This window comes from Serratia sp. 4542, assembly GCF_016805595.1.
GTDB classification, from domain to species: Bacteria; Pseudomonadota; Gammaproteobacteria; order Enterobacterales; family Enterobacteriaceae; genus Serratia; species Serratia nevei.
Genome location: NZ_RXKV01000001.1, coordinates 155,821 through 181,883 on the forward strand (window position 1 = coordinate 155,821; position 26,063 = coordinate 181,883).

Annotated in this window: 20 protein-coding genes and 3 tRNA genes; 16 read left to right on the forward strand and 7 right to left on the reverse strand. The window is 61.5% G+C overall.

What is annotated here, in order from left to right; translation table 11 throughout:
• Positions 1–5: 5 nt before the first annotated feature.
• The 9 genes from thyA (at position 6) to recD (ending at position 14,762) form a co-directional block, all read left to right on the forward strand.
• Complete coding sequence (thyA, locus tag EKL15_RS00730; RefSeq protein WP_016929918.1) at positions 6–800, forward strand: thymidylate synthase; 795 nt, start codon at positions 6–8, stop codon at positions 798–800.
• Positions 801–974: 174 nt separating this feature from the next.
• Entirely contained in the window at positions 975–1,478 is a 504-nt protein-coding gene (locus EKL15_RS00735) for a prepilin peptidase-dependent protein (RefSeq protein ID WP_060423010.1), read from the forward strand.
• Positions 1,472–2,050 carry a prepilin peptidase-dependent protein gene (locus EKL15_RS00740; RefSeq protein WP_060423012.1) on the forward strand — a complete coding sequence of 193 codons (579 nt, stop codon included), beginning with the start codon at positions 1,472–1,474 and terminating at the stop codon, positions 2,048–2,050. The genes EKL15_RS00735 and EKL15_RS00740 overlap by 7 nt, the downstream gene beginning before the upstream one ends.
• Complete coding sequence (locus EKL15_RS00745) at positions 2,050–2,496, forward strand: YgdB family protein (protein ID WP_087763673.1); 447 nt, start codon at positions 2,050–2,052, stop codon at positions 2,494–2,496. The genes EKL15_RS00740 and EKL15_RS00745 overlap by 1 nt, the downstream gene beginning before the upstream one ends.
• Complete coding sequence (locus EKL15_RS00750) at positions 2,486–2,842, forward strand: prepilin-type N-terminal cleavage/methylation domain-containing protein (protein ID WP_100396818.1); 357 nt, start codon at positions 2,486–2,488, stop codon at positions 2,840–2,842. The genes EKL15_RS00745 and EKL15_RS00750 overlap by 11 nt, the downstream gene beginning before the upstream one ends.
• Positions 2,843–2,874: 32 nt before the next feature.
• Complete coding sequence (gene recC / locus EKL15_RS00755; RefSeq protein ID WP_100396817.1) at positions 2,875–6,246, forward strand: exodeoxyribonuclease V subunit gamma; 3,372 nt, start codon at positions 2,875–2,877, stop codon at positions 6,244–6,246.
• A 232-nt stretch (positions 6,247–6,478) separates the two neighbouring features.
• Positions 6,479–9,367 (forward strand): pitrilysin, encoded by a 2,889-nt coding sequence (gene ptrA / locus EKL15_RS00760; RefSeq protein ID WP_070913928.1) that lies wholly within the window; start codon positions 6,479–6,481, stop codon positions 9,365–9,367.
• Positions 9,364–12,915, forward strand: coding sequence for an exodeoxyribonuclease V subunit beta (recB, locus tag EKL15_RS00765; RefSeq protein ID WP_100396816.1), 3,552 nt, complete (start codon positions 9,364–9,366; stop codon positions 12,913–12,915). The genes ptrA and recB overlap by 4 nt, the downstream gene beginning before the upstream one ends.
• Positions 12,912–14,762, forward strand: coding sequence for an exodeoxyribonuclease V subunit alpha (gene recD, locus EKL15_RS00770; RefSeq protein ID WP_100396815.1), 1,851 nt, complete (start codon positions 12,912–12,914; stop codon positions 14,760–14,762). The genes recB and recD overlap by 4 nt, the downstream gene beginning before the upstream one ends.
• A 37-nt stretch (positions 14,763–14,799) precedes the next feature.
• Here recD and argA read toward each other — a convergent pair whose 3' ends face one another.
• Positions 14,800–16,125 (reverse strand): amino-acid N-acetyltransferase, encoded by a 1,326-nt coding sequence (gene argA / locus EKL15_RS00775; protein ID WP_025160234.1) that lies wholly within the window; start codon positions 16,123–16,125, stop codon positions 14,800–14,802.
• Positions 16,126–16,365: 240 nt separating this feature from the next.
• Here argA and amiC point away from each other — a divergent pair, with 240 nt between their 5' ends.
• Positions 16,366–17,619: an N-acetylmuramoyl-L-alanine amidase AmiC gene (gene amiC, locus EKL15_RS00780; RefSeq protein ID WP_047729977.1), complete on the forward strand. Its 1,254-nt coding sequence runs from the start codon at positions 16,366–16,368 to the stop codon at positions 17,617–17,619.
• Positions 17,620–17,709: 90 nt separating this feature from the next.
• Here amiC and EKL15_RS00785 read toward each other — a convergent pair.
• The 3 genes from EKL15_RS00785 to EKL15_RS00795 all read right to left on the reverse strand — a co-directional run bounded on the left by EKL15_RS00785 (position 17,710) and on the right by EKL15_RS00795 (position 18,063).
• Positions 17,710–17,786 (reverse strand) — tRNA-Met (locus EKL15_RS00785).
• Positions 17,787–17,852: 66 nt separating this feature from the next.
• Positions 17,853–17,929, reverse strand: a tRNA-Met gene (locus EKL15_RS00790).
• Positions 17,930–17,986: 57 nt separating this feature from the next.
• A tRNA-Met gene (locus EKL15_RS00795) sits at positions 17,987–18,063 on the reverse strand.
• Positions 18,064–18,279: 216 nt separating this feature from the next.
• Between EKL15_RS00795 and mltA the strand changes: the two genes are divergently transcribed.
• Both mltA and tcdA read left to right on the forward strand, forming a co-directional pair.
• The gene (mltA, locus tag EKL15_RS00800; RefSeq protein ID WP_049198265.1) at positions 18,280–19,416 is read left to right on the forward strand and encodes a murein transglycosylase A; all 1,137 of its coding nucleotides are present in this window, start codon (positions 18,280–18,282) and stop codon (positions 19,414–19,416) included.
• An 84-nt stretch (positions 19,417–19,500) separates the two neighbouring features.
• Positions 19,501–20,307 (forward strand): tRNA cyclic N6-threonylcarbamoyladenosine(37) synthase TcdA, encoded by an 807-nt coding sequence (gene tcdA, locus EKL15_RS00805; protein ID WP_004931886.1) that lies wholly within the window; start codon positions 19,501–19,503, stop codon positions 20,305–20,307.
• On the opposite strand, the gene csdE is transcribed toward tcdA, so the two are convergent.
• Complete coding sequence (gene csdE / locus EKL15_RS00810) at positions 20,298–20,732, reverse strand: cysteine desulfurase sulfur acceptor subunit CsdE (protein ID WP_070913913.1); 435 nt, start codon at positions 20,730–20,732, stop codon at positions 20,298–20,300. The two genes, tcdA and csdE, sit on opposite strands and share 10 nt — an antisense overlap.
• A gap of 19 nt (positions 20,733–20,751) precedes the next feature.
• A complete protein-coding gene (gene csdA / locus EKL15_RS00815) occupies positions 20,752–21,957 on the reverse strand; it encodes a cysteine desulfurase CsdA (protein ID WP_060423041.1) in 1,206 nt (401 codons plus the stop codon).
• Between the two features lie 196 nt (positions 21,958–22,153).
• Here csdA and EKL15_RS00820 point away from each other — a divergent pair, with 196 nt between their 5' ends.
• The 4 genes from EKL15_RS00820 (at position 22,154) to rlmM (ending at position 25,224) form a co-directional block, all read left to right on the forward strand.
• Positions 22,154–22,378 (forward strand): YgdI/YgdR family lipoprotein, encoded by a 225-nt coding sequence (locus tag EKL15_RS00820; protein WP_025304050.1) that lies wholly within the window; start codon positions 22,154–22,156, stop codon positions 22,376–22,378.
• A 385-nt stretch (positions 22,379–22,763) separates the two neighbouring features.
• Entirely contained in the window at positions 22,764–23,681 is a 918-nt protein-coding gene (locus EKL15_RS00825) for a transcriptional regulator GcvA (RefSeq protein ID WP_025304049.1), read from the forward strand.
• Between the two features lie 51 nt (positions 23,682–23,732).
• The gene (locus EKL15_RS00830) at positions 23,733–24,128 is read left to right on the forward strand and encodes a DUF423 domain-containing protein (RefSeq protein WP_004931896.1); all 396 of its coding nucleotides are present in this window, start codon (positions 23,733–23,735) and stop codon (positions 24,126–24,128) included.
• Positions 24,121–25,224 carry a 23S rRNA (cytidine(2498)-2'-O)-methyltransferase RlmM gene (gene rlmM / locus EKL15_RS00835; RefSeq protein WP_047729979.1) on the forward strand — a complete coding sequence of 368 codons (1,104 nt, stop codon included), beginning with the start codon at positions 24,121–24,123 and terminating at the stop codon, positions 25,222–25,224. The genes EKL15_RS00830 and rlmM overlap by 8 nt, the downstream gene beginning before the upstream one ends.
• 39 nt (positions 25,225–25,263) lie before the next feature.
• Here the strand turns inward: rlmM and xni are convergent, their stop codons facing one another.
• Entirely contained in the window at positions 25,264–26,022 is a 759-nt protein-coding gene (gene xni / locus EKL15_RS00840; protein ID WP_203088660.1) for a flap endonuclease Xni, read from the reverse strand.
• Positions 26,023–26,063 lie beyond the last annotated feature (41 nt).

Consider the following 26,063-nt stretch of genomic DNA (forward strand, 5'->3'; position numbering starts at 1 on the left):
GACAAATGAAACAGTATCTGGATTTGATGAACAAGGTGCTCGCCGAGGGCACCCCTAAAGCCGACCGTACCGGCACTGGCACGTTGTCGATTTTCGGCCACCAGATGCGTTTCAATTTGCAGGAAGGTTTCCCGTTGGTGACCACCAAGAAATGTCATCTGCGTTCGATCATTCATGAGCTGTTATGGTTCCTGAACGGCGATACCAACATCGCCTACCTGCGTGACAACAAGGTCACCATTTGGGACGAGTGGGCCGATGAAAACGGCGATCTCGGCCCGGTGTACGGCAAACAGTGGCGCGCCTGGGGCGCAGCGGACGGCCGTCAGATCGATCAGCTGAGCAACGTGCTCCAACAGCTGAAGCAGGATCCGGATTCGCGCCGCATCATCGTTTCCGCCTGGAACGTCGGCGAGCTGGATCAGATGGCGTTGGCGCCGTGCCACGCGTTCTTCCAGTTCTACGTAGCGGACGGCAAGCTCTCTTGCCAGCTGTACCAGCGCTCCTGCGATGTCTTCCTCGGCCTGCCGTTCAACATCGCCAGCTACGCGCTGTTGGTGCACATGATGGCGCAGCAGTGCGATCTGGAAGTGGGCGATTTCGTCTGGACCGGCGGCGATACCCACCTGTACAGCAACCACATGGAACAGACTCAGCTGCAGCTGACGCGTGAACCGCGTCCGTTGCCGAAACTGGTGATCAAACGCAAGCCGGCTTCGCTGTTCGATTACCGTTTCGAAGACTTCGAGATCGAAGGTTACGATCCGCATCCGGCCATCAAGGCGCCGGTCGCGATCTGACCTTAACCGCATCACATCAGGGGCGCAGCGATTGCGCCCCTTTTTTTATCCGCATTGCGCACCGCGCCGCATTTTTTTGTCGCCGCCTGCCGTCGTAGAGGAAACATTGCGCAGCTTGCCGCAGCGCTTGCGCATGCGGCTTTACCTCGTTGTTACGGCCCTTACACTGGCGGCATGAACGACAATACTCTCTCGAACATTGATGATCGCCAGCGTGGCATGACGTTGATTGAGCTGTTGGCGGCGATATTGATCGCCGCCATGCTTACCGGCTGGGGCGTCGGGCAATGGCGCTATCATCAGCAAGCGCTGCGGCTGGAACACACGGCCCAACAGCTGCTGGCGTTTCTGCTGCGCTTGCAGGCGGACGCCAACTGGCGTAACCGCACGACGCTGCTGTGGTTCAAGAACGGCACGCCCTGGTGTTTGGGCGGTGGCGTGCCGCCGCCGGATTGCGCTTCCGCCGAAGGCTCTGCCTTCTCGCCGTCTTATCGCGACGTTGCGCTGAGCGGCTACACCGGCAAAGAGATTGGGTTTTACGGTTTGCGCAATACCGCGCAGGCGGGGCACATCCTTCTCAGCAACGACGCAGGCAGCCTGCGGCTGGTGCTGTCCGCCCGTGGGCGGCTGCGTTTGTGCAGCGAAGGGCAGCGGCTCAGGGGCATGGCGCTATGTTGACTCCAGAACGCGGTTTTACCTTGCCGGAGGTGATGTTGGCGTTGGTCTTCGGCAGCGTAATCGCGCTCGGCGCGGCGAAAACTTACCCGCTGTTGCGCCAGCAAAGCGTGGCCGTCGGCCAGCACTTTCGGCTGGAGTCAACGCTGCGGCAGTTGGCGTTCGGCATTGAGAAAGATCTGCGCCGCGCCGGTTTTTGCGCCGGGCAGTGCGCCGGCCGGCCGCTGCTGATCGGCCAGGCTGCGGGAGAAGCGGCGGGCAGCTGCGTTATCGTTGCCTACGACATTGCTCGCAGCGGGCAATGGCTCACTTCGGGCGAGGATGCAGGCTATTTCGGTTACCGGCTGCGCAATGGCGGCTTGGAAGGGCAGCGCGGCGTGAGCCAATGCGATGGCGGTGGCTGGGAGCGGCTACTCGACCATGACGAGGTGCGCATTGAGCGGTTTCATGTGGCGATAGAGCGGGGCAATCACGGCGCGACCTTGGCTCGCCTGACGCTGGCGGGGCGCTCCGCCAGCGATGCGCGTATCGGGCGCAGCCTGAGCGGGAGCGTCGAAATGGCGGCGCTGCCATGATGAACCGGCGCACCCAGCGAGGCGGTAGCACCCTGGCGGCGGTGATGCTGCTGCTGGCGCTCGGGCTGATGTTGCTTAACGCTCAGCATCGGCAGTTGGATAACGCGCTGTTACTGGCTGCCGATCAGCAGCGTTACCTTCAGGCTTACAATCAGGCCGCTTCGGCGCTGAGTTGGGGTATGAGCCAGCGCTGGCCACGCGCTGAGCTGAGTGCGGCGGCCTGGTTATGCAGGCAACGCGCGGAGCTGACGGCCTGCGCTCGGCTGTCTGCCAGAGCGGGCGTTGTGACGGTACGCGGCCTTGGCGAGATGCGCGGCGGTGAACCGCTTTGGCTGTATCAATGGGGCACTTTTAACGGTGCGGAGGCCGCTGGCAAGGTGCAAGCACAGCCGGGCGGTCGGCTGGATTTTTGCCCCGAGAAAAGGCTGGCCGACTGTGACGGTTAACACTCGGGCTGGGCGGATATCCCGCAACGGCTTCAGCCTGCCGGAAGTGTTGGTGGCGGCCTTGCTGTTCACGGTGTCGCTGCTGGGCTTGTTACAGTATCATCAGGTGCTGTTGCAGTCGTTTCAGCGCCAGTGGCACTACCGGCAAGCCTGGGGGCTGGCGCATCAGCAGCTGGAGGCGTTTGCCGTCACCGGGCGGCTCGAGGCTGAACCGCTGCCGGAAGGGTGGCGACGCGAGACGGCGATTGATGATGCGGAGAGTGATTGCCGCCGATTGACGGTCAGGATCCAAACGCCGCAGCGGCAGTGGGCAACGCTGAGCCGCTGGTATTGCACCCGCTTTTAAGCCGGTATGTCTTTTGTTTTAAAGGAGCCTTGATGTTCACGGTTTATCATTCCAATCAGCTGGATTTGTTGAAAACGCTGACCAGCGCGCTGATAGCCAGAGATCCGTTGGCCGATCCTTTTCAACCGGAAGTGGTGCTGGTGCAGAGCCCCGGCATGGCGCAATGGCTGCAGATGCAGCTGGCGGAACAGTTCGGCATCGCCGCCAATGTTGCGTTTCCGCTGCCGGCGACCTTTATTTGGGACATGTTCACCCGGGTGTTGCCGGATATCCCGAAAGAGAGCGCCTTCAGCAAGGACGCGATGACCTGGAAGCTGATGTGGTTGCTGCCGGAGATGCTGACCCAGCCGGCGTTTGCGCCACTGCAGCACTATCTGACCGATGACGGCGACAAGCGCAAGATCCACCAGTTGGCCGGCCGGGTCGCCGACCTGTTCGACCAGTATTTGGTTTATCGCCCGCAGTGGTTGGAGAGCTGGCAGCGCGGTGAGCGCATCGACGGTCTGGCGGAAGCTCAGCAATGGCAGGCGCCGCTCTGGGCGCGATTGGTGGAGTACACGCAAGAGCTGGGGCAGCCGGAATGGCACCGTGCCAATCTGTACAGCCGCTTTATCCTCGCGCTGGAGCAGGCAAAAACGTGCCCGCCCGGTTTGCCGCCGCGGGTGTTTATCTGCGGCATCTCGGCGTTGCCGCCGGTCTATTTGGAGGCGCTGCAGGCGCTGGGGCGGCATATCGATATCCACCTGATGTTCACCAACCCCTGTCGCTATTACTGGGGCGACATTCAGGATTACGCTTTCTTGGCTCGCTTGCAGAGCCGCAAGCGCCGTCACTACCACCAGGCTCGTGAGCAGGGGCTGTTCCGCGAGCCGGATGACGCGGCGCGCCTGTTTGACGCCGAAGGCCAGCAGCAGCTCAGTAACCCGCTGCTGGCCTCCTGGGGCAAGCTGGGGCGCGATCACCTCTATCTGCTGTCGCAGATGGAAGGGGCGCAAGAGGTCGACGCCTTTGTCGATATCCCGGCCGATACCATGCTGCACGCCGTTCAGCGCGATATGCTGGAGCTGGAAGACCATGCGGTAATCGGTATTACCGCGGAAACGCTGGAAAGCAGCTTCAGCAAACGTCCGCTTGATGAGAACGACCGCTCCCTCAGCCTGCATGCCTGCCACAGCCCGCAGCGGGAAGTGGAGGTTTTGCACGATCAACTGCTGAGCATGCTGGCGCAGGATCCGTCGTTGACGCCGCGCGATATCATCGTGATGGTGGCGGATATCGACAGCTACACGCCTTACATTCAGGCGGTGTTCGGCAATGCCCCCGCCGAGCGCTACCTGCCGTTCGCCATTTCCGACCGTAAAGCGCGCCAGGCACATCCGGCGCTGCAGGCGTTCATTTCACTGCTCGATCTGCCGCAAAGCCGCTTTACCTCGGAACAGGTACTGGCGCTGCTGGAGGTGCCGGCCCTGGCCGCCCGTTTCGCCATTGGCGAAGAGGGGCTACGCCTGTTGCGTCATTGGGTCGGTGAATCCGGCGTGCGCTGGGGCCTGGACGACGATAACGTGCGCGAACTGGATCTGCCCGCCACCGGCCAGCATACCTGGCGCTTCGGCATTACGCGCATGCTGCTCGGCTACGCGATGGACAGCAATGCCGGCGATTGGCAGGGCATTTTACCTTATGACGAATCGAGCGGATTGGTCGCCGAGTTGGCGGGGCAGTTGGCGGATCTGCTGGCGCAGCTCAGCCACTGGCGGCAAATCTTGAGCGAAGCGCGCCCGCTCGAAGCGTGGCTGCCGCTGTGCCGGCAACTGCTGGATGCCTTCTTCGCTGCGGACAGCGACACCGAAGTTGTGCTGGCGCTGATCGAACAGCAGTGGCAGCAGGCCATCAATTTTGGCCTGGCGGCGCGCTATCCCGACGAGGTGCCGTTGACCATTCTGCGCGACGATCTGGCGGCGCGCCTCGATCAGGAGCGCATCAGCCAGCGCTTCCTCGCCGGGCAAATCAACTTCTGTACGCTGATGCCGATGCGTTCCATTCCGTTCAAGGTGGTGTGCCTGCTAGGCATGAACGACGGCGTGTATCCGCGCACGCTGCCGCCGCTGGGGTTCGATCTGATGGCGCAGCAGGTCAAACGCGGCGACCGTAGCCGTCGCGATGACGACCGCTATCTGTTCCTGGAAGCGATTTTGTCCGCTCAGCAGCGGCTGTATATCAGTTTCATCGGCCGTTCCATTCAAGACAACAGCCCGCGCTACCCTTCGGTGCTGGTCACCGAGCTGCTGGAGTACCTGGAGCAAAGCTATTGTCTGCCGGGAGATGAGGAACTCAGCGCAGACGACAGCGCCCGGCGGGTTGGTGAGCACTTGCTGAAGTGGCACGCGCGCATGCCGTTCGCCGCCGAGAATTTCTTGCCGGGCTCGGAGGCGCAAAGCTATGCCGCCGAGTGGCTGCCCGCCGCCGATGGGCGCGGTGCGGCGCATCCGGCGTTCAACCAGCCGCTGCCTGCCGAAGCGCTGCAGCAAATATCGTTGGATGAGCTGCTGCGATTTTACCGCCATCCGATTCGCGCATTTTTCCAACTGCGGCTGGGCGTCAGTTTTATCCTGGAAGAGACCGAGCTGCCCGACGAAGAACCCTTCACGCTGGATAACCTCAGCCGTTACCAGTTCAACAGCCAGCTGCTGAATACGCTGATAGACGGCGACGATCCCGAACGGTTGTTCCAGCGGGTGCGCGCCGCCGGCGGCTTGCCCTATGGCGCCTTCGGCGAAATCTATTGGCAAAAACAGCAGGAGGAGATGAGCGAACTGGCCGAGCAGGTGCGTGCGGAACGCGCAGAGAGCCATAGCCTGGAGCTGGATATCGATATCGCCGGCGTGCGCCTCAGCGGCTGGCTGCATCAGGTGCAGGATGACGGCCTGCTGCGCTGGCGGCCTGCTACGCTGTCGGCGGTGGACGGCATATTGCTGTGGCTGGAGCACCTGGTGTACTGCTGCGCCGGCGGCACCGGCGAGAGCCGCATGTATGGCCGCAAGAATTCCGCCTGGCGCTTTGCCGCGCTGGCGCCAGAAGAGGCACAGGCGCAGCTGGCGGAACTGCTGGCGGGCTATCAGCGCGGTCTGAGTCAGCCGCTGCTGTTGTTGAACAAGAGCGGCTGGGCGTGGCTAAGTCAGTGCTATCTGCCGGAAACGCAGGAAATCGACTGGGAGGAAGAAGCGCAAATTAAGGCACGCGCCAAACTGCTGCAGGCCTGGCAGGGCGATCAGCGCATTCCCGGAGAAGGGGAAGATCCCTACGTGCAGCGAGTGTTCCGCCAATTGGATAATGAATACTTGGCGCAAATACTGGCCGAAACAGAGCGTTATCTGTTGCCGGTGGCGCGGCATAACCTGGGGTAACAATCCCCCGGTGGTGCTGTGCGGCGGGAGGTGGTAAAAATAACGAAGGTTATATTCAACCATTGGGGTAATTCCCGGTCTTACATAACGTACAGGCATATACCCGCCGTGTTTCGGGCCGCCACATTGGCGAAGAACCCGGCGAGTACCGATTTGGTTATGTGGTTTTGATGCACGTCGCCAACGTCAGGGAGTGGGCGTAGCGACGTCAGAATAGGGGTTTATTTTGGATATGCGCAGACAGTTGGCCCGTATCGCCGGGCTGGTATTATTGGCTATGTGTTGGGCACCGTTGAGTTGGGCCGCGCAAGGATGGCAACCGCTGGCGGAGAAGATCAACAAGAGCGAACACGATCCACGTCAGTATGAAGCGATCAAGTTGGCTAACGGCATGACGGTGTTGCTGGTGTCCGATGCCCAGGCTCCGAAATCGCTGGCGGCGCTGGCATTGCCGGTCGGGTCACTCGAAGATCCGAACAGCCAACTGGGCTTGGCGCACTATCTGGAGCATATGGTACTGATGGGCTCCAAACGTTACCCAGAGCCGGAGAACCTGTCCGAATTCCTGAAAAAGCACGGCGGCAGCCACAACGCCAGCACGGCCTCTTATCGCACTGCCTTCTATCTGGAAGTGGAAAATGACGCGCTGGAGCCGGCGGTCGATCGCATGGCCGACGCCATTGCCGAGCCGCTGCTGGATCCGGGCAATGCCGATCGCGAGCGCAACGCGGTGAACGCCGAATTGACGATGGCGCGTTCGCGCGACGGCATGCGTATGGCGCAGGTCGGCGCGGAAACCCTTAACCCGGCGCATCCGAGCGCGCGCTTCTCCGGCGGTAATCTCGATACGCTGAAAGACAAGCCGGACAGCAAGTTGCACGATGAGCTGACCGGCTTCTATAAACGCTACTACTCCGCCAACCTGATGATGGGCGTTTTGTACGGCAATCAGCCACTGTCGCAGCTGGCTGATATTGCGGCAAAAACCTTTGGCCGCGTGCCGAATCACGACGCCAGCGTGCCGCCGATCACCGTGCCGGCCGTGACGCCGGAACAGCAGGGCATCATCATTCACTATGTGCCGGCGCAGCCGCGCAAGCAGCTGAAGGTCGAGTTCCGCATCGATAACAACAGCGCCGCGTTTCGCAGCAAAACCGATACCTACATCAGCTACCTGATCGGCAACCGCAGCAAGAACACCCTGTCTGACTGGTTGCAGAAGCAGGGGCTGGCGGACGCCATCAATGCCGGCGCCGATCCGATGGTCGATCGCAACGGCGGCGTCTTCGCCATCAGCGTTTCACTGACCGACAAAGGCCTGGCCCAGCGCGACGAAGTCGTCGCCGCCATTTTCAACTACCTGAAAATGCTGCGCAGCGAAGGCATCAAGCAGAGCTACTTCGATGAAATCTCGCATGTTCTGAACCTGGATTTCCGTTATCCGTCGATCACGCGCGACATGGACTACATCGAATGGCTGGTGGACACCATGCTGCGCGTGCCGGTTGAGCATGCGCTGGACGCGCCTTACCTGGCCGATCGTTATGATCCTAAGGCGATCGCCGAACGCCTGGATGCCATGACGCCGCAAAACGCGCGCATCTGGTTCGTCAGCCCGGATGAGCCGCACAACAAGACGGCCTATTTCGTCAACGCGCCTTACCAGGTCGACAAAATCACGCCGCAGCGTTTTACGCAGTGGCAGCAGCTGGGCAGCGGCATTTCCCTGTCGTTGCCAGCGCTCAACCCGTATATCCCGGATGACTTTACCCTGACCAAGCCGTCGCACGAGTTCAAAAAGCCGGAAATGGTGGTGGATAAACCTGGCCTGCGCGTGCTGTACATGCCGAGCCGTTACTTCGCCGACGAACCGAAGGCCGACGTCACCGTCGCTTTCCGCAACGCCAAAACCATGGATTCCGCGCGTAACCAGGTGCTGTTCTCGCTGACGGATTATCTGGCCGGCCTCGCGCTGGACCAGCTGAGCTATCAGGCATCGGTCGGCGGGCTGAGCTTCTCGACCTCGCCGAACAACGGCCTGATGTTTAACGCCAACGGTTTTACCCAGCGTTTGCCGCAGTTGCTGACGGCGTTGATCGAGGGCTATTCCAGCTTCACGCCGACGGAAGATCAGCTGGCGCAGGCCAAATCCTGGTATCTGGAACAGTTGGACGCCGCCGAGAAGGGCAAGGCGTTTGAGCTGGCCATTCAGCCGGTGCAGATGGTTTCCCGCGTGCCGTATTCCGAACGCAGCGAGCGCCGCGAAGTGCTGAAGACGCTGACGCTGAAAGACGTGCTGGCCTATCGCGATAGCTTGTTGGCCGAGGCCACGCCAGAGCTGTTGGTGGTGGGCAACATGAGCAAGCAGCAGGTCGACACGCTGGCGTCGACGCTGAAACATCGCCTGGGCTGTACCGGTATTGAGTGGTGGCACGGCGAAGACGTGGTGGTGGACAAGAATCAGCTGGCCAACCTGCAACAGGTGGGCAGCAGCACTGACTCGGCGCTGGCGGCGGTCTATGTGCCGACCGGCTACGACGAAGTGACCGGCATGGCCTACAGCTCGCTGCTGGGGCAGATTATTCAGCCGTGGTTCTATAGCCAACTGCGCACTCAGGAGCAATTGGGGTATGCGGTCTTTGCCTTCCCGATGTCGGTGGGGCGCCAGTGGGGCGTGGGCTTCCTGTTGCAGAGTAACAGCAAGCAGCCGGCCTACCTGTACCAGCGTTATCAGGATTTCTACCCGAAAACCGAGAAGCGCTTGCGCGACATGAGCGAGGCGGACTTTGAGCAGTACAAACAGGCGCTCATCAATGAGCTGAAGCAGCGTCCGCAAACCCTGAGCGAAGAGGCCAGCCGGTTCGCCAACGATTTCGATCGCGGCAATTTCGCCTTCGATACCCGTCAGAAGCTGATCGCGCAGGTGCAGCAGCTGACGCCGGCCAAGCTGGCGGATTATTTCCACCAGGCGGTGATCCAGCCACAGGGGCTGGCGGTGCTGTCACAGGTGAGCGGCAGCGGGCAAGATAAGGCGGATTACGCGGCGCCTAAGGACTGGGTCACCTATCCGAACGCGTCTGCATTGCAGCAGATCCTACCGCGCAAAGTGGCGACGCCATGACGGAAACGGCCCCGCAGAGGCTGGAGCCGCTGACGCTGCCGCTGTTCGGCGAACGCCTGATCGAAGCGTCGGCGGGCACCGGCAAAACCTTTACCATCGGCGCGCTGTACCTGCGTTTGCTGCTGGGATTGGGCGGTGAAGCGGCGTTTCCTCGTCCGCTGACGGTAGAAGAAATCCTGGTGGTGACCTTTACCGAGGCCGCCACCGAGGAGCTGCGCGGGCGTATCCGCGACAATATTCACGGATTACGCATCGCCTGCGTACGGGGGGTCAGCGCCAACCCGCTGTTTTCGGCGCTGATGGCTGAAATTGACGATTTGACCGACGCCGCCTCGCAGCTGCTGGCGGCGGAGCGGCAGATGGACGAAGCGGCGATCTACACCATTCACGGCTTTTGCCAACGAATGCTGACGCACAACGCCTTCGAGTCTGGCATGCTGTTTGAACAAACGCTGGTGCAGGACGAACTGCCGCTGCGGCGGCAGGCCTGTGCCGACTTCTGGCGTCGCCACTGCTATCCGTTGCCGCTGGGCGTGGCGCGTGCGGTCAGCCAGGAGTGGAGCGGCCCGGAAGCGTTGCTGGCCGATCTTTCCGGCTATCTGCACGGTGAGGCGCCGGCGCTGCGTCGGCCGCCGAAGGACGAAGAAACCGTCCTGATGCGCCACGAGCAGATCGTCGCACGCATTGACGCCATCAAGACGCAATGGCGGGCGGCGGCGGGCGATCTGGAGGCGCTGATCGCCCAGTCCGGCGTCGATAAGCGCAGCTACAGCAGCAAACACCTGCCGAACTGGCTGAACAAGGTCGGCGAATGGAGCGGGCAGGAGACTCAGGACTATCAGCTGCCGAAGGAACTGGATAAATTTCGCCAGTCGGTGCTGCTGGAGAAGACCAAGAAAGGCGAGCCGCCGCGGCATGCGCTGTTCACGGCGATCGACGAGCTGTTCGATGAGCCGTTGACGCTGCGCGACCTGATCATGGCGCGTGCGCTCAGCGAGATCCGCACTTCCATTCAGCAGGAAAAGCGCCAGCGTGCCGAGCTGGGGTTTGACGACCTGCTCAGCCGGCTGGACGGCGCCCTGCAAAGCGGCGGTGGTGAACAGCTGGCGCAGGCGATCCGTCAGCGCTACCCGGTGGCGATGATCGATGAATTCCAGGATACCGATCCGCAGCAATACCGTATTTTCCAAAAGCTTTACGTCGGCCGGCCCGATTGCGGCCTGCTGCTGATTGGCGATCCCAAGCAGGCGATTTACGCCTTTCGCGGCGCCGACATTTTTACCTACATGCGGGCGCGTTCAGAGGTGAGCGCCCACTATACGCTGGAGACCAACTGGCGCTCGTCGCCGTCGATGGTCGCCAGCGTCAATCACCTGTTTTCTCAGGTAGAAAAGCCTTTCCTGTTCGGCCAAATCCCCTTTATCGAGGTCAGCGCGGCGGAAAAGAACCAAGGGTTGGCGTTTGACCTGCACGGCAAGCCGCAACCGGCGATGCAGTTCTGGCTGCAGCAGGGGGAAGGCGCCGGTGTAAGTGATTACCAACAGTTGATGGCGCGCCTGTGCGCCACGCAAATTCGCGACTGGCTCAGCGCCGGGCAGCAGGGCCAGGCATGGTTGCAGGGCGGCAAGGAGCCTCGTTCGGTACAAGCCTCCGATATCACAGTGCTGGTGCGCAGCCGGAATGAGGCGGCGTTGGTGCGCGATGCGCTGAGCGCGCTGTCCATTCCGTCGGTGTATCTGTCCAACCGCGACAGCGTGTTCGACACCCCGGAGGCCAAAGACCTGCTGTGGTTGTTGCAGGCGGTGTTGGCGCCGGAACAGGAGCGCACGCTGCGCAGCGCCATGGCCACCGGGCTGATGGGGTTGGACGCGCCGACGCTGGACGGCCTGAGCCGCGATGAGCGCGCCTGGGACGCGCTGGTTAACGAGTTCGACAACTACCGCACGCTCTGGCTGCGCCGCGGCGTGTTGCCGATGCTGAGCGAGGTGATGAAAGCGCGCCAGCTGGCGGAGAACCTGCTGGCCAGCGCCGGCGGCGAGCGTCGCTTGACCGACGTGCTGCACCTGGGGGAGCTGTTGCAAGAGGCGGCGGCGCAGCTCGACAGCGAGCATGCGCTGGTTCGCTGGTTGGCGCAGCAGATTGCCCAGCCTAATCGCCAGTCCGACAATCAACAGCTGCGGCTGGAGAGCGACCGGCATCTGGTGCAGGTGATCACCATCCACAAGTCCAAGGGGCTGGAATTCGATCTGGTGTGGCTGCCGTTCGTCGGCAATTTCCGCCAGCAGCAACAGGCGCTGTATCACGATCGCCACAGCTTCCAGGCATTGCTGGATCTCGACGCCAATGAAGAGAGCCAGGCCTGGGCGGAGGAGGAGCGGTTGGCGGAAGACCTGCGTCTGCTGTACGTGGCGCTGACCCGCTCGGTATACCACTGCAGCATCGGCATCGCGCCGTTGTTCCAGGGCACGCGCAAGAAACAGGGCGAGACCGATCTGCACCGCATCGCATTGGGTTATCTGGTGCAGGGCGGGCAGGCCGGCGACGCTGCGTATCTGCAGGAGCGGCTGCAGCAACTGGCGGGCGGCGGCATTGCGCTGTCGCTGGTGGAACCGCCGGACGAGGCGCCCTGGCAGCCCCAGGCGGCGTTGGCTGAAGCGCTGGCGGCGAAAAACTTTACCCGGCGGATCCAGGATTTTTGGCGGGTGACCAGCTATACCGGTTTGCAACAGCACGGCGCGAGCCTGATGCAGGATCTGCTGCCGCGTCTGGATGTCGACGCCGCGGGCGAGCGCGGGGAAGAAAGTGAGCCAGCGCTCACACCGCATACCTTCCCGCGCGGCGCAACGCCCGGCACCTTCCTGCACAGCCTGTTCGAAACATTGGATTTCACTCAGCCGTTAGACGAACAGTGGCTGCTGGCACAGCTGCAACAGCACGGGTTCGCCGAACATTGGCAGCCGATTTTGCTGGCGTGGATGCAGGTGTTGCTCAACACGCCGCTAGCCGACAGCGGCGTGACGCTGGCGGCGCTGACGCCGCAGCACAAGCAGGCCGAGCTGCAGTTCTATTTGCCGATCAACCGGCTGTTGCAGGCGAAGGAGCTCGATGCCCTGGTGAAGCGTTACGATCCGCTTTCCGCCCGCTGTCCGGCGCTGGATTTTCATCAGGTGCAGGGCATGCTGAAAGGCTTTATCGACCTGGTGTTCTGCTGGCAGGGCAAATACTACCTGCTGGACTACAAGTCCAACTGGCTGGGGGAAGACAGTAGCGCCTATACCCGGCCGGCGATGGAGCAGGCGATGGCGGAGCATCGTTACGATCTGCAATACCAGCTGTATACGCTGGCGCTGCATCGTTATCTGCGTCATCGGTTGCCGGATTACGATTATCGGCGCCATTTTGGCGGGGTGATTTATCTGTTCCTGCGCGGCGTGGATGCGGCGCACCCGGGCAACGGCATTTTCACCTGTCTCCCTGAGCTTGAGCTGGTGGAGGGGATGGATCGCTTGTTCAGCGGCGAAGCTGTGGCGACGGAGGAAGGATCATGATCGCACTGCTGGAGCAGGCGGTAGCGCTTGGCGTGCTGCGTCCGCTGGACGTGCAGTTCGCCCGCGTGGTGGCGAACGAAGACGAGCCCGATATTTTGCTGGCCGCCGCCTGCCTGAGCGCAGAGGCGGGGGCCGGCCACGTCTGTCTGATGCTGGAGCAACTGCAGGCGGACACGCTGTTTGAAGGGCGCCAGCCGGCGTTGGCGTTGGCGGTGTGGGAGGCGGCCGGGCGACCGGATAGCGTGCGTTGGCAGCAGCGTTTGGCGGCCAGCGCAGCGGTCGGGGACGGCAGTAGCGCTACGCCACTGGTGCTACGCGGGCCGCGCCTGTATCTGCAGCGCATGTGGCAAAACGAAGGTGAAGTGGCGGCGTTTATCGGCGGTGAAGGCGAGTCGTTGGCGGTACCGGAGGCTGAGCTGCGCATTATTCTCGACCGCCTGTTCGGCGCGGCGAGTGACGAGCCCGATTGGCAGAAGATCGCCGCCGCAGTGGCCGCCACGCGGCGTATCGCGGTCATTTCCGGCGGGCCTGGCACCGGTAAAACCACCACCGTCGCCAAGCTGCTGGCGGCGCTGGTGCAGCTGGATGAAGGCGCGCGCTTGCGCATTCAACTGGCGGCACCGACCGGCAAGGCGGCGGCGCGCCTGACGGAGTCGCTTGGCAGCGCCAGCCGTCAACTGGCGCTGACCCCGGCGCAGCAGGCGTTGTTCCCGACGGAGGCGGCGACGTTGCACCGTCTGTTGGGGGCGCAACCGAACAGTCAGCGCATGCGTTATCACCGTGGCAACCGGCTGCATTTGGATGTGTTGGTGGTGGATGAGGCCTCGATGGTCGATCTGCCGATGATGGCGCGCCTGATTGCCGCGCTGCCCGATCGGGCGCGGGTGATTTTTCTCGGCGACCGCGATCAGCTGGCCTCGGTGGAGGCCGGCGCGGTGCTGGGAGATATTTGCCGCTTTGCCGAGCAGGGATACAGCGGCGCGCGTGCCGCAGAGCTGAGCCGCCTGACCGGCTGTTCGCTCGCAGGGCGGCAGGCCGATGCGGAAGCGGCGGTGCGCGACAGCCTGTGTCTGCTGCGCAAGAGCTACCGTTTCGATGCCCGTTCCGGCATCGGTCAGCTGGCGTTGGCGGTCAACGCCGGTGCGGGGGATCGCGCGCTGGCGGCATTAAACGGCAGTTTCGGCGATGTCACGGGCTATGCGCTGGCGACGAGCGAAGAGTATCAGGCGCTGTTGGATGCCTGCGTGGCGGGCTATCGCGACTATTTGCGGCTGACCGCCGAAGGCGCGGACGCGGCGGCGGTGCTGGCGGCCTTTGGCCGTTTTCAGGTGCTGTGCGCGCTGCGTGAAGGGCCATTCGGCGTCGCCGGCTTGAATGATCGTATTGAGCTCGGGCTGCAGCGTGCCGGTCTGATCGACCGCAAACCGGGCGTGCTCGGCCGCTGGTACCGGGGGCGGCCGGTGATGATCGGCCGCAACGACAGCGCGCTGGGGCTGTTCAATGGAGATATCGGCATTACGCTGCCGGATGAGCACGGCGATTTGCGCGTGCATTTCCAACTGCCGGACGGCAGCATCAAGTCGGTGCAGCCGAGCCGTTTGCCGGCGCATGAAACCGCCTATGCCATGACGGTGCACAAATCTCAGGGATCGGAGTTTGACCATACGGTCCTGGTGTTGCCGAATCACTTCCTGCCGGTGCTGACGCGTGAGCTGGTCTATACCGCGATCACTCGCGCGCGTAAGCAGCTCTCGCTGTATGCCACGGAGGCGGTGTTGCTGCGGGCCATTCGCATGCCGACTCAGCGTCGCAGCGGATTGGCTGAACGGCTGCAGGCGACGGAATAAGCGTTGAAGGGGCGCGGCAACGGCCGCGCCGTGGGGATTACAGATCGGCCAGCAGGATTTTGGAACGGCGCTGATAGTTATACAGCGCCTGCTTTTGCATCGGCAGCACGTCGACTTCCGCCGGGGTGAATCCGCGTTCCTGGAACCAGTGGATGCTGCGGGTGGTCAGCACGAACAGCTTCTTCAGCCCCATCTGACGCGCCTGGTTTTCCACCCGCTGCAGCAGCATCTCGCCGCGCGAAGAACTGCGGTAATCGGGATGTACCGCGACACAGGCCATCTCACCGATTTTTTCCTCTAAGAACGGGTACAGCGCCGCGCAGGCGATGGTCAGGTTGTCGCGTTCGATAATGGTGAACTTGTCGATCTCCATCTCCAGCTGTTCACGCGAACGGCGCACCAGAATACCCTGCTGTTCGAGCGGCCGGATCAGCTCCAGGATGCCGCCGATGTCGTTGATCGTCGCCCGGCGCACCTGTTCGGCGCTCTCCATCACGATTTGGGTGCCGATGCCGTCGCGTGAGAACAGCTCTTGCACCAGCGCGCCGTCTTCCTGGTAGCTGATCAGGTGGCTGCGGCGCACACCGCTGCGGCAGCCTTTTACCGCGCCGCGCAGGAAGCGCACGGTGCCGGAATGGTAGTCGCCGCCTTCCTCGAGCTCTTCAAGGCGCTTTTGCGCGTCGTTGGGGAACAGCTCGGAAAGGATGTTGCCCTCCGCGTCGGTCACGCCTTGCGAGGAGCAGAAACCGATCATTTTTTCCGCTTTCAGCTTGATCGCCAACTGGGTAGCCACTTCTTCCGAAGTCAGGTTGAAGCTCTCGCCGGTGACCGAAACCGCGACCGGGCCGATCAGCACGATGGCGTTGCTGTCGAGCTGGCGGTGGATCGCGTCTTCATCGATGCGGCGAATGCGGCCGCTGTGACAGTAGTCGATGCCGTCATCGACGCCCAGCGGCTGCGCGATGATGAAGTTGCCGCTGACCACGTTGATATGCGCACCTTGCAGCGGCGTGTTGTTGAGGCTCATCGACAGCCGGGCGGTGATATCGAGCTGCAACAAACCGGCGGCCTGCTTGACCAGCTCGAGCGTATGGGCGTCGGTCACGCGGGTGTGTTTGTGGTAGATCGGCTCATAGTTGTGCTGCGCCAGATTGGCGTCGATCTGCGGCCGTGCGCCGTAAACCACCACCAGGCGAATGCCCAGACTATGCAGCAGCCCGATATCGTTGACGATGTTGGAGAAATTCTCGTGTTCGATGGCTTCCCCGCCGAGCATGATGACAAACGTTTTGCCGCGGTGGGCGTTGATATAGGGGACTGAGTGACGGAATCCTTGCACCAGCTCTGTACTACGTTCCTTCACGGCTAAACCTCTTTTGCATATTTATACGATATTTCTGTATTTTTATTCTTTTATGGCGCCAATGGCAAGTGGGAAATCGTCATGAAGAGTGCGCTAAGGGGGTTAAATCGTTAATAAATTGAAAAACCATAAAAAGATTTTCTGATGACAGGGCTGGAATGATTGGTTAAAGTTTTCGGCATCCCCATTCTATTGGTGTTTTTTTCATCTGTTGTAAACAGCTATTACTGCCGGAGCCGCATGCCAAACTCTAATCACAATCTGGGCCGCCGTCGTTTATTACAGGGCGTTGCCGCCAGCTGGTTGCTGAGTGTGAGTCGTACGGGCTTCGCCGCGTCATCGCACGTGATCGCCGTGCGCGTCTGGCCATCCTCCACCTATACCCGCGTCACGCTGGAATCCAACGTCGAGCTGAAATACAAGCAGTTTGCCCTGACCAATCCCGATCGCGTGGTGGTGGACATCGAAGGCGTTCACCTTAACAGCGTGCTGAAAGGCATCGCCGGGCAGGTACGTGCCGACGACCCTTATCTCAAGCAGGCGCGCGTCGGCCAGTTCGATCAGAATACCGTGCGGCTGGTGCTGGAGCTCAAGCAGAGCGTCAGCCCGCATATTTTCACGCTGGCGCCGGTGCCGGAGTATCGCAACCGTCTGGTCATGGATCTCTACCCGACCAAGGCCGGCAGCGGTGGTGAGGAGTATGATCCGCTACTGGCGTTACTGGAAGATTACAACAAGGGCGATCTGGAGCGCACGTTGCCGCCGGAAGCGCCGCAGGCCGGCAAGGCGGGGCGCGATCGGCCGATCGTCATCATGCTGGATCCTGGCCACGGCGGCGAAGATCCCGGCGCTATCGGCAAGTACAAGACGCGCGAGAAAGACATCGTATTGCAGATTGCCCGCAAGCTGAGCGCCATGATCAAGCGCGAGCCGAACATGAAGGTGTTCATGACGCGCAACGAAGACGTGTTTATCCCGCTCAAGGTGCGCGTCGCCAAGGCGCGCAAGCAGCGCGCGGATCTGTTCGTTTCGATTCACGCCGACGCCTTTACCAGCCGCGCGGCGCGCGGTTCATCGGTGTTCGCGTTGTCCACCAAGGGCGCCACCAGCTCGGCGGCCAAGTTCCTGGCGCAGACGCAGAACGCGTCGGACCAAATTGGCGGCGTCAGCAAGAGCGGCGACCGTTATCTCGACCATACCATGTTCGATCTGATCCAGACCGCGACCATCAACGACAGCCTGAAGTTCGGCAAGGAAGTGTTGAATCGGATGGGGAAAATCAACCGGTTGCACAAGAATCGCGTCGATCAGGCCGGTTTTGCGGTGTTGAAGGCGCCGGATATCCCGTCGATCCTGGTGGAAACGGCGTTTATCAGCAATATCGAAGAGGAGCGCAAGCTGCGCACCAGCCATTTCCAGCAGCAGGTGGCGGAGTCGATTCTGGCGGGCATCAAGGCTTATTTCGCCAACGGCGGCGCGCTGGCGAGCCGATAGAAGCAGGGCCGGGCGCGAGTCCGGCTATTTTTGCGGATTGCAGATACAAAAAAACACCCGTCAGGGTGCTTGTCTGTTGTCATCAAGAGTTGGTTGCGGAGGCCGGATTTGAACCGACGACCTTCGGGTTATGAGCCCGACGAGCTACCAGGCTGCTCCACCCCGCGTCCGTCTTGATGCTGTATTACTACGAAACCACCGTTTCATGGTATGCCGCTGGTACGACATTCGGTTGGTTGCGGGGGCCGGATTTGAACCGACGACCTTCGGGTTATGAGCCCGACGAGCTACCAGGCTGCTCCACCCCGCGTCCGTATAATACTTTGTTATCGAAGCCAAACGCAAATACCGCCAATGCGGCATCGGTTGGTTGCGGGGGCCGGATTTGAACCGACGACCTTCGGGTTATGAGCCCGACGAGCTACCAGGCTGCTCCACCCCGCGTCCGATGGATGCGCACTATACTCTCCGTGCGTTTTGTTGCAAACCCTTTTTGCATTTTATTGGCCTAAACCCGTTTTTCTGCTGGATTTGCCCGCAATTTGCCTTCTTTTTCATCACCATCCTCCGTGCGGCTTTTTTTATTTGCAGCGATTCCTTTATCAATGAGCGTTTGTTATCGTTCAGCCGGTAGATCATATCAGTTTGAGAGTGTGCGCGATGAAAGGACGTTGGGGCAAATACCTGCTGGGCGGGTTGATAGTGGCGGTGTTGGCGGGCTGTTCGTCCAAGCCGACCGATCGGGGTCAGCAATATAAAGACGGCCGTCTGGATCAATCGCTGGAGCTGGTCAATCAGCCCAACGCCAAAGGTTCGCCGGTCAACGCCAAGGACTACTCGGATCAGCTGATGGAGATCAAGTACGCATCGCCTTCGCTGTTTAACCGCAACAACAGCACCTATCAGGCGGTGCAAAGCTGGATGGCGTCCGGCGCCGACACGCGCATGCTGAGCCAGTACGGCCTCAGCGCTTACCAGATGGAAGGCGTCGACAATTACGGCAACGTGCAGTTTACCGGCTACTACACGCCGGTGGTGCAGGCGCGCTATACCCAACAGGGCGAGTTCCGCTATCCGCTGTACCGCATGCCGCCGAAGGGCAGAGGCCGCTTGCCGGATCGCGCGGGCATCTATTCCGGCGCGCTTGACGATCGCTATATCATTGCTTACACCAACTCGCTGATGGATAACTTCATGATGGAAGTCCAGGGCAGTGGCTACGTCGACTACGGCAACGGCCAGCCGCTGGTGTTCTTCGGCTACGGCGGCAAGAACGGCCACGCCTATCGCAGCATCGGCAAGGTGCTGATCGATCGCGGCGAAGTGGCCAAGGCGGACATGTCGATGCAGGCGATCCGTCAGTGGGCGGATACCCACAGCGCCGCAGAGGTGCGTGAGCTGCTGGAGCAAAATCCGTCGTTCGTGTTCTTCCGCCCGGAAGCTTTTGCGCCGGTGAAGGGTGCCAGCGCGGTGCCGCTGATCGCTAAAGCCTCGGTGGCCTCCGACCGTTCGCTGATCCCGGCGGGCACCACGCTGCTGGCCGAAGTGCCGCTGCTGGACAACAAGGGTAAATTCACGGGAAAATACGAGATGCGCCTGATGGTCGCGCTCGACGTGGGCGGCGCCATCAAGGGCCAGCACTTTGACATGTATCAGGGCATCGGGCCGGAAGCCGGCCACTCGGCGGGGTACTATAACCACTATGGCCGCGTCTGGGTGCTGAAGAACAACGGCGGTGGCCAGCTGTTCAGCGCGAATCAGTCAAACGGCAGCGGTTCGTTGCTGGCCACCCGGTAAACGCATACGGCGTGAAAAGAGTGACCCGCAAGGGCCGGATTTTCCGGCCCTTATCATTTGCATTACGAAGGTAATTAAAGCGTTATGAGCACAGCTTATTCGGAAGCCTATCTGCAGCGTTTCGGCGGCACGGCGCGGTTGTACGGCCAGCAGGCGTTGGCGGTGTTCGCGCAGGCGCACGTCTGCGTGATCGGCATCGGCGGCGTGGGTTCCTGGGCGGCTGAGGCACTGGCGCGCACCGGCATCGGCGCCATCACCCTGATCGACATGGATGATGTTTGCGTCACCAATACCAACCGCCAGATCCACGCGTTGCGCCAACACGTCGGGCAATCGAAAACCGAGGTGATGGCGGAGCGTATCCTGGCGATCAACCCGGAATGCCGGGTGACCTGCATCGACGATTTCATCACCCCGGACAACGTCGCCGAGCTGCTGGACCATAACTTCAGCTACGTCATCGACGCGATCGACAGCGTGCGGCCGAAGGCGGCGCTGTTGTCATACTGCCGCCGCTTCAAGATCCCGGTGGTGACCACCGGCGGCGCCGGCGGGCAGATTGATCCGACCAAGATCGAAGTGGCCGATCTGGCGAAAACCATCCAGGATCCGCTGGCCGCCAAGCTGCGCGAGCGGCTGAAGCACGATTTCAACGTGGTGAAAAACGGCAAGGGCAAGCTGGGCATCGACTGCGTCTTCTCCAGCGAGCCGCTGGTTTACCCGCAGCCGGACGGTTCGGTGTGCGCTTCGCGCAGCACGGCGGAAGGGCCGAAAAGAATGGATTGCAGCGCGGGATTCGGCGCGGCGACCATGGTCACCGCGACCTTCGGCTTCGTCGCCGTGTCGCACGCGCTGAAAAAGATGGTGGCGAAGGCGGCGCGTCAGGCGTAACGGGCGGCGATCGCCTTTACGGCGGCGGCCAACGCCGCCAGGCCGCCGGCGCGGGTGGCGCTCAGCTGCGCGCGCAGCGCTAACCGATCGAACAGCGCCAGCGGATCCAATGCGGCGATCTGCTGCGGCGTTTTCCCTTCCACTTCGGTCAACAGCACCGCCAGCAGGCCGCGCACGATGCGGCCTTCGCTGTCGCCATAGAAGTGCAGCGTGCCGTCTTCCAGCAACTGGTGCCCCAACCAGACGCGGTTTTCACACCCGCTCAACGCTATTTCTTCACTGCGCAAGGCCTCCGGCAGCGGCGGCAGCCGTTTCGCGAGCATAATCAGCTGGCGGTAGCGGTCTTCCCACTGTTTCAGCGTGCTGAAGGTGGCGATCAACGCTTCGGCGGTGACCTCTCGGCCAAAAGGATGGGGGGCGAGCATAGCGTCTCCGGGAATCAAGTCAGTCGGCCAGCAGATCGAGGGCGTGAGTCAACGCGCTGACCAGCGTATCGACGTCCTGTTGCGTATTGTAGGGGGCGAACGATGCGCGCAGCGTGCCGCTGACGCCTAACGCCGCCATCAGCGGCTGCGCGCAGTGTTGGCCGGCGCGCAGCGCAATGCCTTGCTCCGCCAACAGCGTGACGATGTCGCTGTGGTGTACGCCGGCGATATCGAACGCCAGCAGGCTGGAGCCGGAGCTGCGGAAGCTGCGAAAGCCCGGTAGCTGCGCCAACCGCTGTTCCGCCTGGTCCGCCAGCTCGCGGCTGTAGCGCTCCGCCGCCGCCATGTCCTGCTCGTTGAGCCAGGTGAGCGCCGCGGCCAACCCCAGCACGCCGGCGATGTTCGGCGTGCCGGCTTCGAAGCAGTGCGGCGGTTTTTGCGGGGTAAAACCGTCGAACGACGCCTGGGTCAGCATCTTGCCGCCGCCTTGCCACGGCGCCATCTGCGCCAGCAGCTCGGCTTTGCCGTACAGCGCGCCGATGCCGGTCGGGCCATACAGCTTGTGGCCGGAGAAGGCGTAGAAATCGATGTCGAGCCGCTGTACGTCGGCCGGGCCGTGAACCACGCCCTGAGCGCCGTCGATCATCACGCGTGCGCCGGCGGCATGCGCCTGTGCGATCGCCGGCGCCAGATCCGGGCAGCCGCCGGTGACGTTGGACATTTGCCCCAGCGCCAACAGGCGGGTGTTGTCGTTGAGCAGGGCGGGCAGCTGCGTCAAATCCGGCAACCGATCGGCGCCGATCGGCAGTTTCACCACCCGCGCGCCGGTTTGCTCTGCCACCATCAGCCAGGGGATCAGGTTGGCGTGGTGTTCCGCTTCACTTACCAGGATTTCATCGCCCGGCTGCAGGCGCGGACGCAGGTAGCTCTGCGCCACCAGGTTGATCGCCTCGGTGGTGCCGCGCGTCCAGACGATGTCGTCGGCCGACGGCGCATTGATCAACTGGGCCACCTGGACGCGCGCTCGTTCGAAACGGGCGGTCAGATCCTGCGCTGCCCGATGCTGGCTGCGGTGCACGGTGGCGGCGTCATCGCGATAAAATTGCTGCGTGGCGTCGATCACCGCCTGCGGTTTCAACGCGGTGGCGGCGCTGTCCAGATAGATGCCGTCCTGCGCGAGCGCGGGAAACTGTTGGCGAAAAAGGCTGGGGTTAAAAGGCGTCATACCCTGATTGTCACTGGCTTGAGTCGATGGGTGATCCTGTCCTATTTTGCCGCCGGAGACAAGCGATCCTGCCTATTAGGACTTATCGCCTGGCAAAATTTGGAAAGTTTGTTATGCTATTAAATGTGCGCTAATTAATCGCATCTATACAGATAAAAGGTATTTATCAGCATTTAAAACTACAAAGGAGTCCTCAATGAAGAAAACAGCCGCAGTTCTCTCTGCTCTGATGCTTACGTTCACCCTGGCCGCCTGTTCCAGCAACTACGTGATGCATACCAATGACGGACGCACCATTGTCGCTGACGGCAAGCCTAAAGTGGACAACGACACCGGCATGATCAGCTATAAAGACGCCAACGGCGTCGAGCAGCAGATCAACCGCGCCGATGTGAAAGAGATGGTTGAAAGCAACCAGTAACCGTCAGGCAAAAAAAAGCACCGCAAGTTTTGCGGTGCTGCATAAAATCACTATGGACAGACAGGGTAAATGTACAGGAAGTGAAAAAACAGTAGTCTAGCTACCATGTCCGGAATCGCCGGACAATTTGCAAACACAACATCACAACCACAAGCCAAAAGTTCATCGGCGTCCTCGACACCCACTCCCTTTTCGTTCCGGCCCGGGAAGTGCCGCCACTATAGGTATTTGCTGGCGCATCCTCAACGGACAAATTATAATGGCTCGGATTAAAAAAACTAATGGCAATACGCCGTTAGCGTTTACCGATGGCTTGCCACGCAAAGCCGCCCGATTTTCGGCGCCGAATCATTCGGATTAATGTTACACAAAAGTAGCTAATTTAATGTCTAAACGCTTACCTCCCCTCAATGCGCTGCGCGTGTTCGATGCGGCCGCTCGCCACCTGAGTTTCACCAAGGCGGCGGAAGAGCTGTTCGTGACCCAGGCCGCGGTGAGCCACCAGATCAAGTCGCTGGAGGACTTCCTCGGGCTGAAGCTGTTTCGCCGGCGCAACCGCTCGCTTCTGCTGACCGAAGAGGGGCAAAGTTACTACCTTGATATCAAGGAGATCTTCTCTTCGATCAACGAGGCGACGCGCAAGCTGCAGGCACGCAGCGCCAAGGGGGCATTGACCGTCAGCCTGCCGCCGAGCTTCGCCATTCAGTGGCTGGTGCCGCGCCTTTCCGGCTTTAACTCAGCTTATCCGGGGATCGACGTGCGCATCCAGGCGGTGGACCGCGAAGAAGACAAGCTGGCGGACGACGTTGACGTGGCGATTTTCTACGGCCGTGGCAACTGGCCGGGGCTGCGTGCCGAGCGCCTGTATGCGGAATATCTGCTGCCGGTGTGTTCGCCTAGCCTGCTGACCGGCGATCATCCGCTGAAAACCGCCGAGGATCTGGCTTATCATACGCTGCTGCACGACGTTTCACGCCGCGACTGGCTGGCCTATACGCGCCAGCTGGGGTTGCAGCACATCAACGTGCAGCAGGGGCCGATCTTCAGCCACAGCGCCATGGTGGTGCAGGCGGCGGTACACGGCCAGGGCGTGGCGCTGGTGAACAACGTGATGGCGCAAACCGAGATTGAAGCCGGTCGCCTGGTGTGCCCGTTCAACGATGTGCTGGTCAGTAAAAACGCTTTTTATCTGGTATGTCATGACAGCCAGGCAGAACTGGGTAAAATAGCCGCCTTCCGGCAGTGGATCCTGGCGCGTGCCGCCAGCGAACAAGAGAAGTTCCGCTTCCGCTACGAACAATAAGACCGGCCGCCGCCTTGCCGCGGCCGGTGATTTTTAATGGGATAGATCACGATGAGCAGCCGTTCCATGCTGGTTTTCGCCGCTATCAGCGGCTTTGTGTTTGTCGCGTTGGGCGCATTCGGCGCGCATGTGCTAAGCGGTACGCTCGGCGCCAACGAAATGGCCTGGATCCGCACCGGGCTGGAATATCAGGGATTCCACACCCTGGCCATCCTGGCGCTGGCGGTCGCGATGCAGCGCCGCGTGAGCCTGTGGTTTTACTGGAGCGGAGCGCTGTTGGCGTTCGGCACCGTGTTGTTCAGCGGCAGCCTCTATTGCCTGGCGCTGTCGCACCTGAAGGTCTGGGTTTATATCACGCCGGTTGGCGGCGTGTGCTTCCTGATCGGCTGGATATTGATGTTGATTGGCGCTTTGCGTCTGAGGAAAAAGGCCGAGCGCCATGAATAAGATTGCGTTGTACTGCCGTCCCGGCTTTGAAAAAGAGTGTGCGGCGGAGATCACCGACAAAGCCGCCCAACTGGAGATTTACGGCTTTGCGCGGGTAAAAGAGCACAGCGGTTACGTGCTGTTCGAATGCTATCAGCCGGACGATGCCGACCGCCTGGCGCGGGAAATTCCGTTCCGCGAACTGATTTTCGCCCGCCAGATGATCGTGGTGGGTGAGCTGCTGCGCGATCTGCCGCCGGAAGATCGGGTATCGCCGATCGTCGGCATGCTGATCGGCGTGGTGGATCGCGGCGGCGAGCTGCGGGTGGAAGTGCCGGACACCAACGAAAGCAAAGAGCTGATGAAGTTCTGCCGCAAGCTGACGGTGCCGCTGCGCGGCGCGATGCGCGAGCAGAAGGTGCTGATGGCGCGCGAGAACCCGACTCGCCCGGTGGTGCACGTGTTCTTCATCGCGCCGGGCTGCTGCTACGTCGGTTACTCCTACAGCAACAACAACTCGCCGTTCTACATGGGCATTCCGCGTCTGCGCTTCCCGGCCGATGCGCCGAGCCGGTCGACGCTGAAGCTGGAAGAAGCGTTCCACGTGTTCATCCCCGCCGACGAGTGGGACGAACGCCTGGCCAGCGGCATGCACGCGGTCGATCTGGGCGCTTGCCCGGGCGGCTGGACCTATCAGCTGGTGAAACGCAGTATGATGGTGCATTCGGTGGATAACGGCCCGATGGCGCCGAGCCTGATGGAAACCGGCCAGGTGACGCACCACCGCGCCGACGGCTTCAAGTTCGAGCCGAACAGCAGCAAGATCTACTGGTTGGTGTGCGACATGGTGGAGAAACCGGCGAAGGTGACCAGCCTGATGATTCAGTGGCTGGTGAAAGGCTGGTGCCGCGAAGCGATCTTTAACCTCAAGCTGCCGATGAAAAAGCGCTATGAGGAAGTGTCGCAAAACCTGACGAGCATCCGCGAAGCGCTGGGCGCCGCCGGCATCAGCGTCGAAGTGCACGCCAAGCAGCTGTATCACGACCGCGAAGAGATCACCGTACACGTGCGCCGCATGTGGTCGGCGGTGCCGGGCCGGCGCGACGAGCGCGATTAATCGCGTTAAGCCTGATGAAGGGCGCTGCTTGCAGCGCCCTTATTGTATCGGCAGGCGCAGCTGCTGCAGGTTACCGTCCAGCGACAGATCGGTGCGCAGCGTGGCGACCTGTTTGCTGACGTAGGCCAGCTCGCGGTGTTGCTCCAGCTTGCCGCGCCATTTCTCCGGCACCTGCTCCAGGTGCTGATAGAGCCCATCCAGGCTGCCCGACTGCTGCAACAGCAGCACGGCGGTTTTCGGCCCGATGCCGGCCACGCCGGGGATCTTGCTGCTGCCGATCCCCGCCAGCCCCCAATAGTCCGGCAGCTGCTGCGGCTGTACGCCGAATTCTTGCTGCACGAAGGGCATGTCCAGCCAGCGTTTCTGGAAGTAATCGCGGATCTGCACGTTCGGCGCCAGCAGCTGGCAGTAGCCTTTGTCGGTGGAGACGATGGTCACCTGGTGGCCGCCGCCGGCGACCTTCGCCGCCAGCGTGGCAGCCAGATCGTCCGCCTCGTTGCCGGGAGAATGCCAGCTGGCGACGCCCAATTCGGCGAAGGCCTCGCGCAGCTGCGGCATCTCCTGCTGCAGATTTTCCGGCATCGGCGAGCGCCCGGCCTTGTAGTCCGGCAGAATTTGGTTGCGCCAGCTGTCGCGGCGATCGTCCTCGTCGAAGACCGCCACTGCATGGGTTGGGCGGCTGTGTTGGATCAGCTGCTGCAGCGCGTGGCGGCAGGCGTTGACGCAAGGGGAGCCCTGCACGGCGTGAATGCGGCGGATGAGGTTCAGGGCGTCGACAATCAGTAGGTGTATCATCATGGGCGGTAAGGTCAGAAAAAACAGGGCGGCTGTTACGCCGC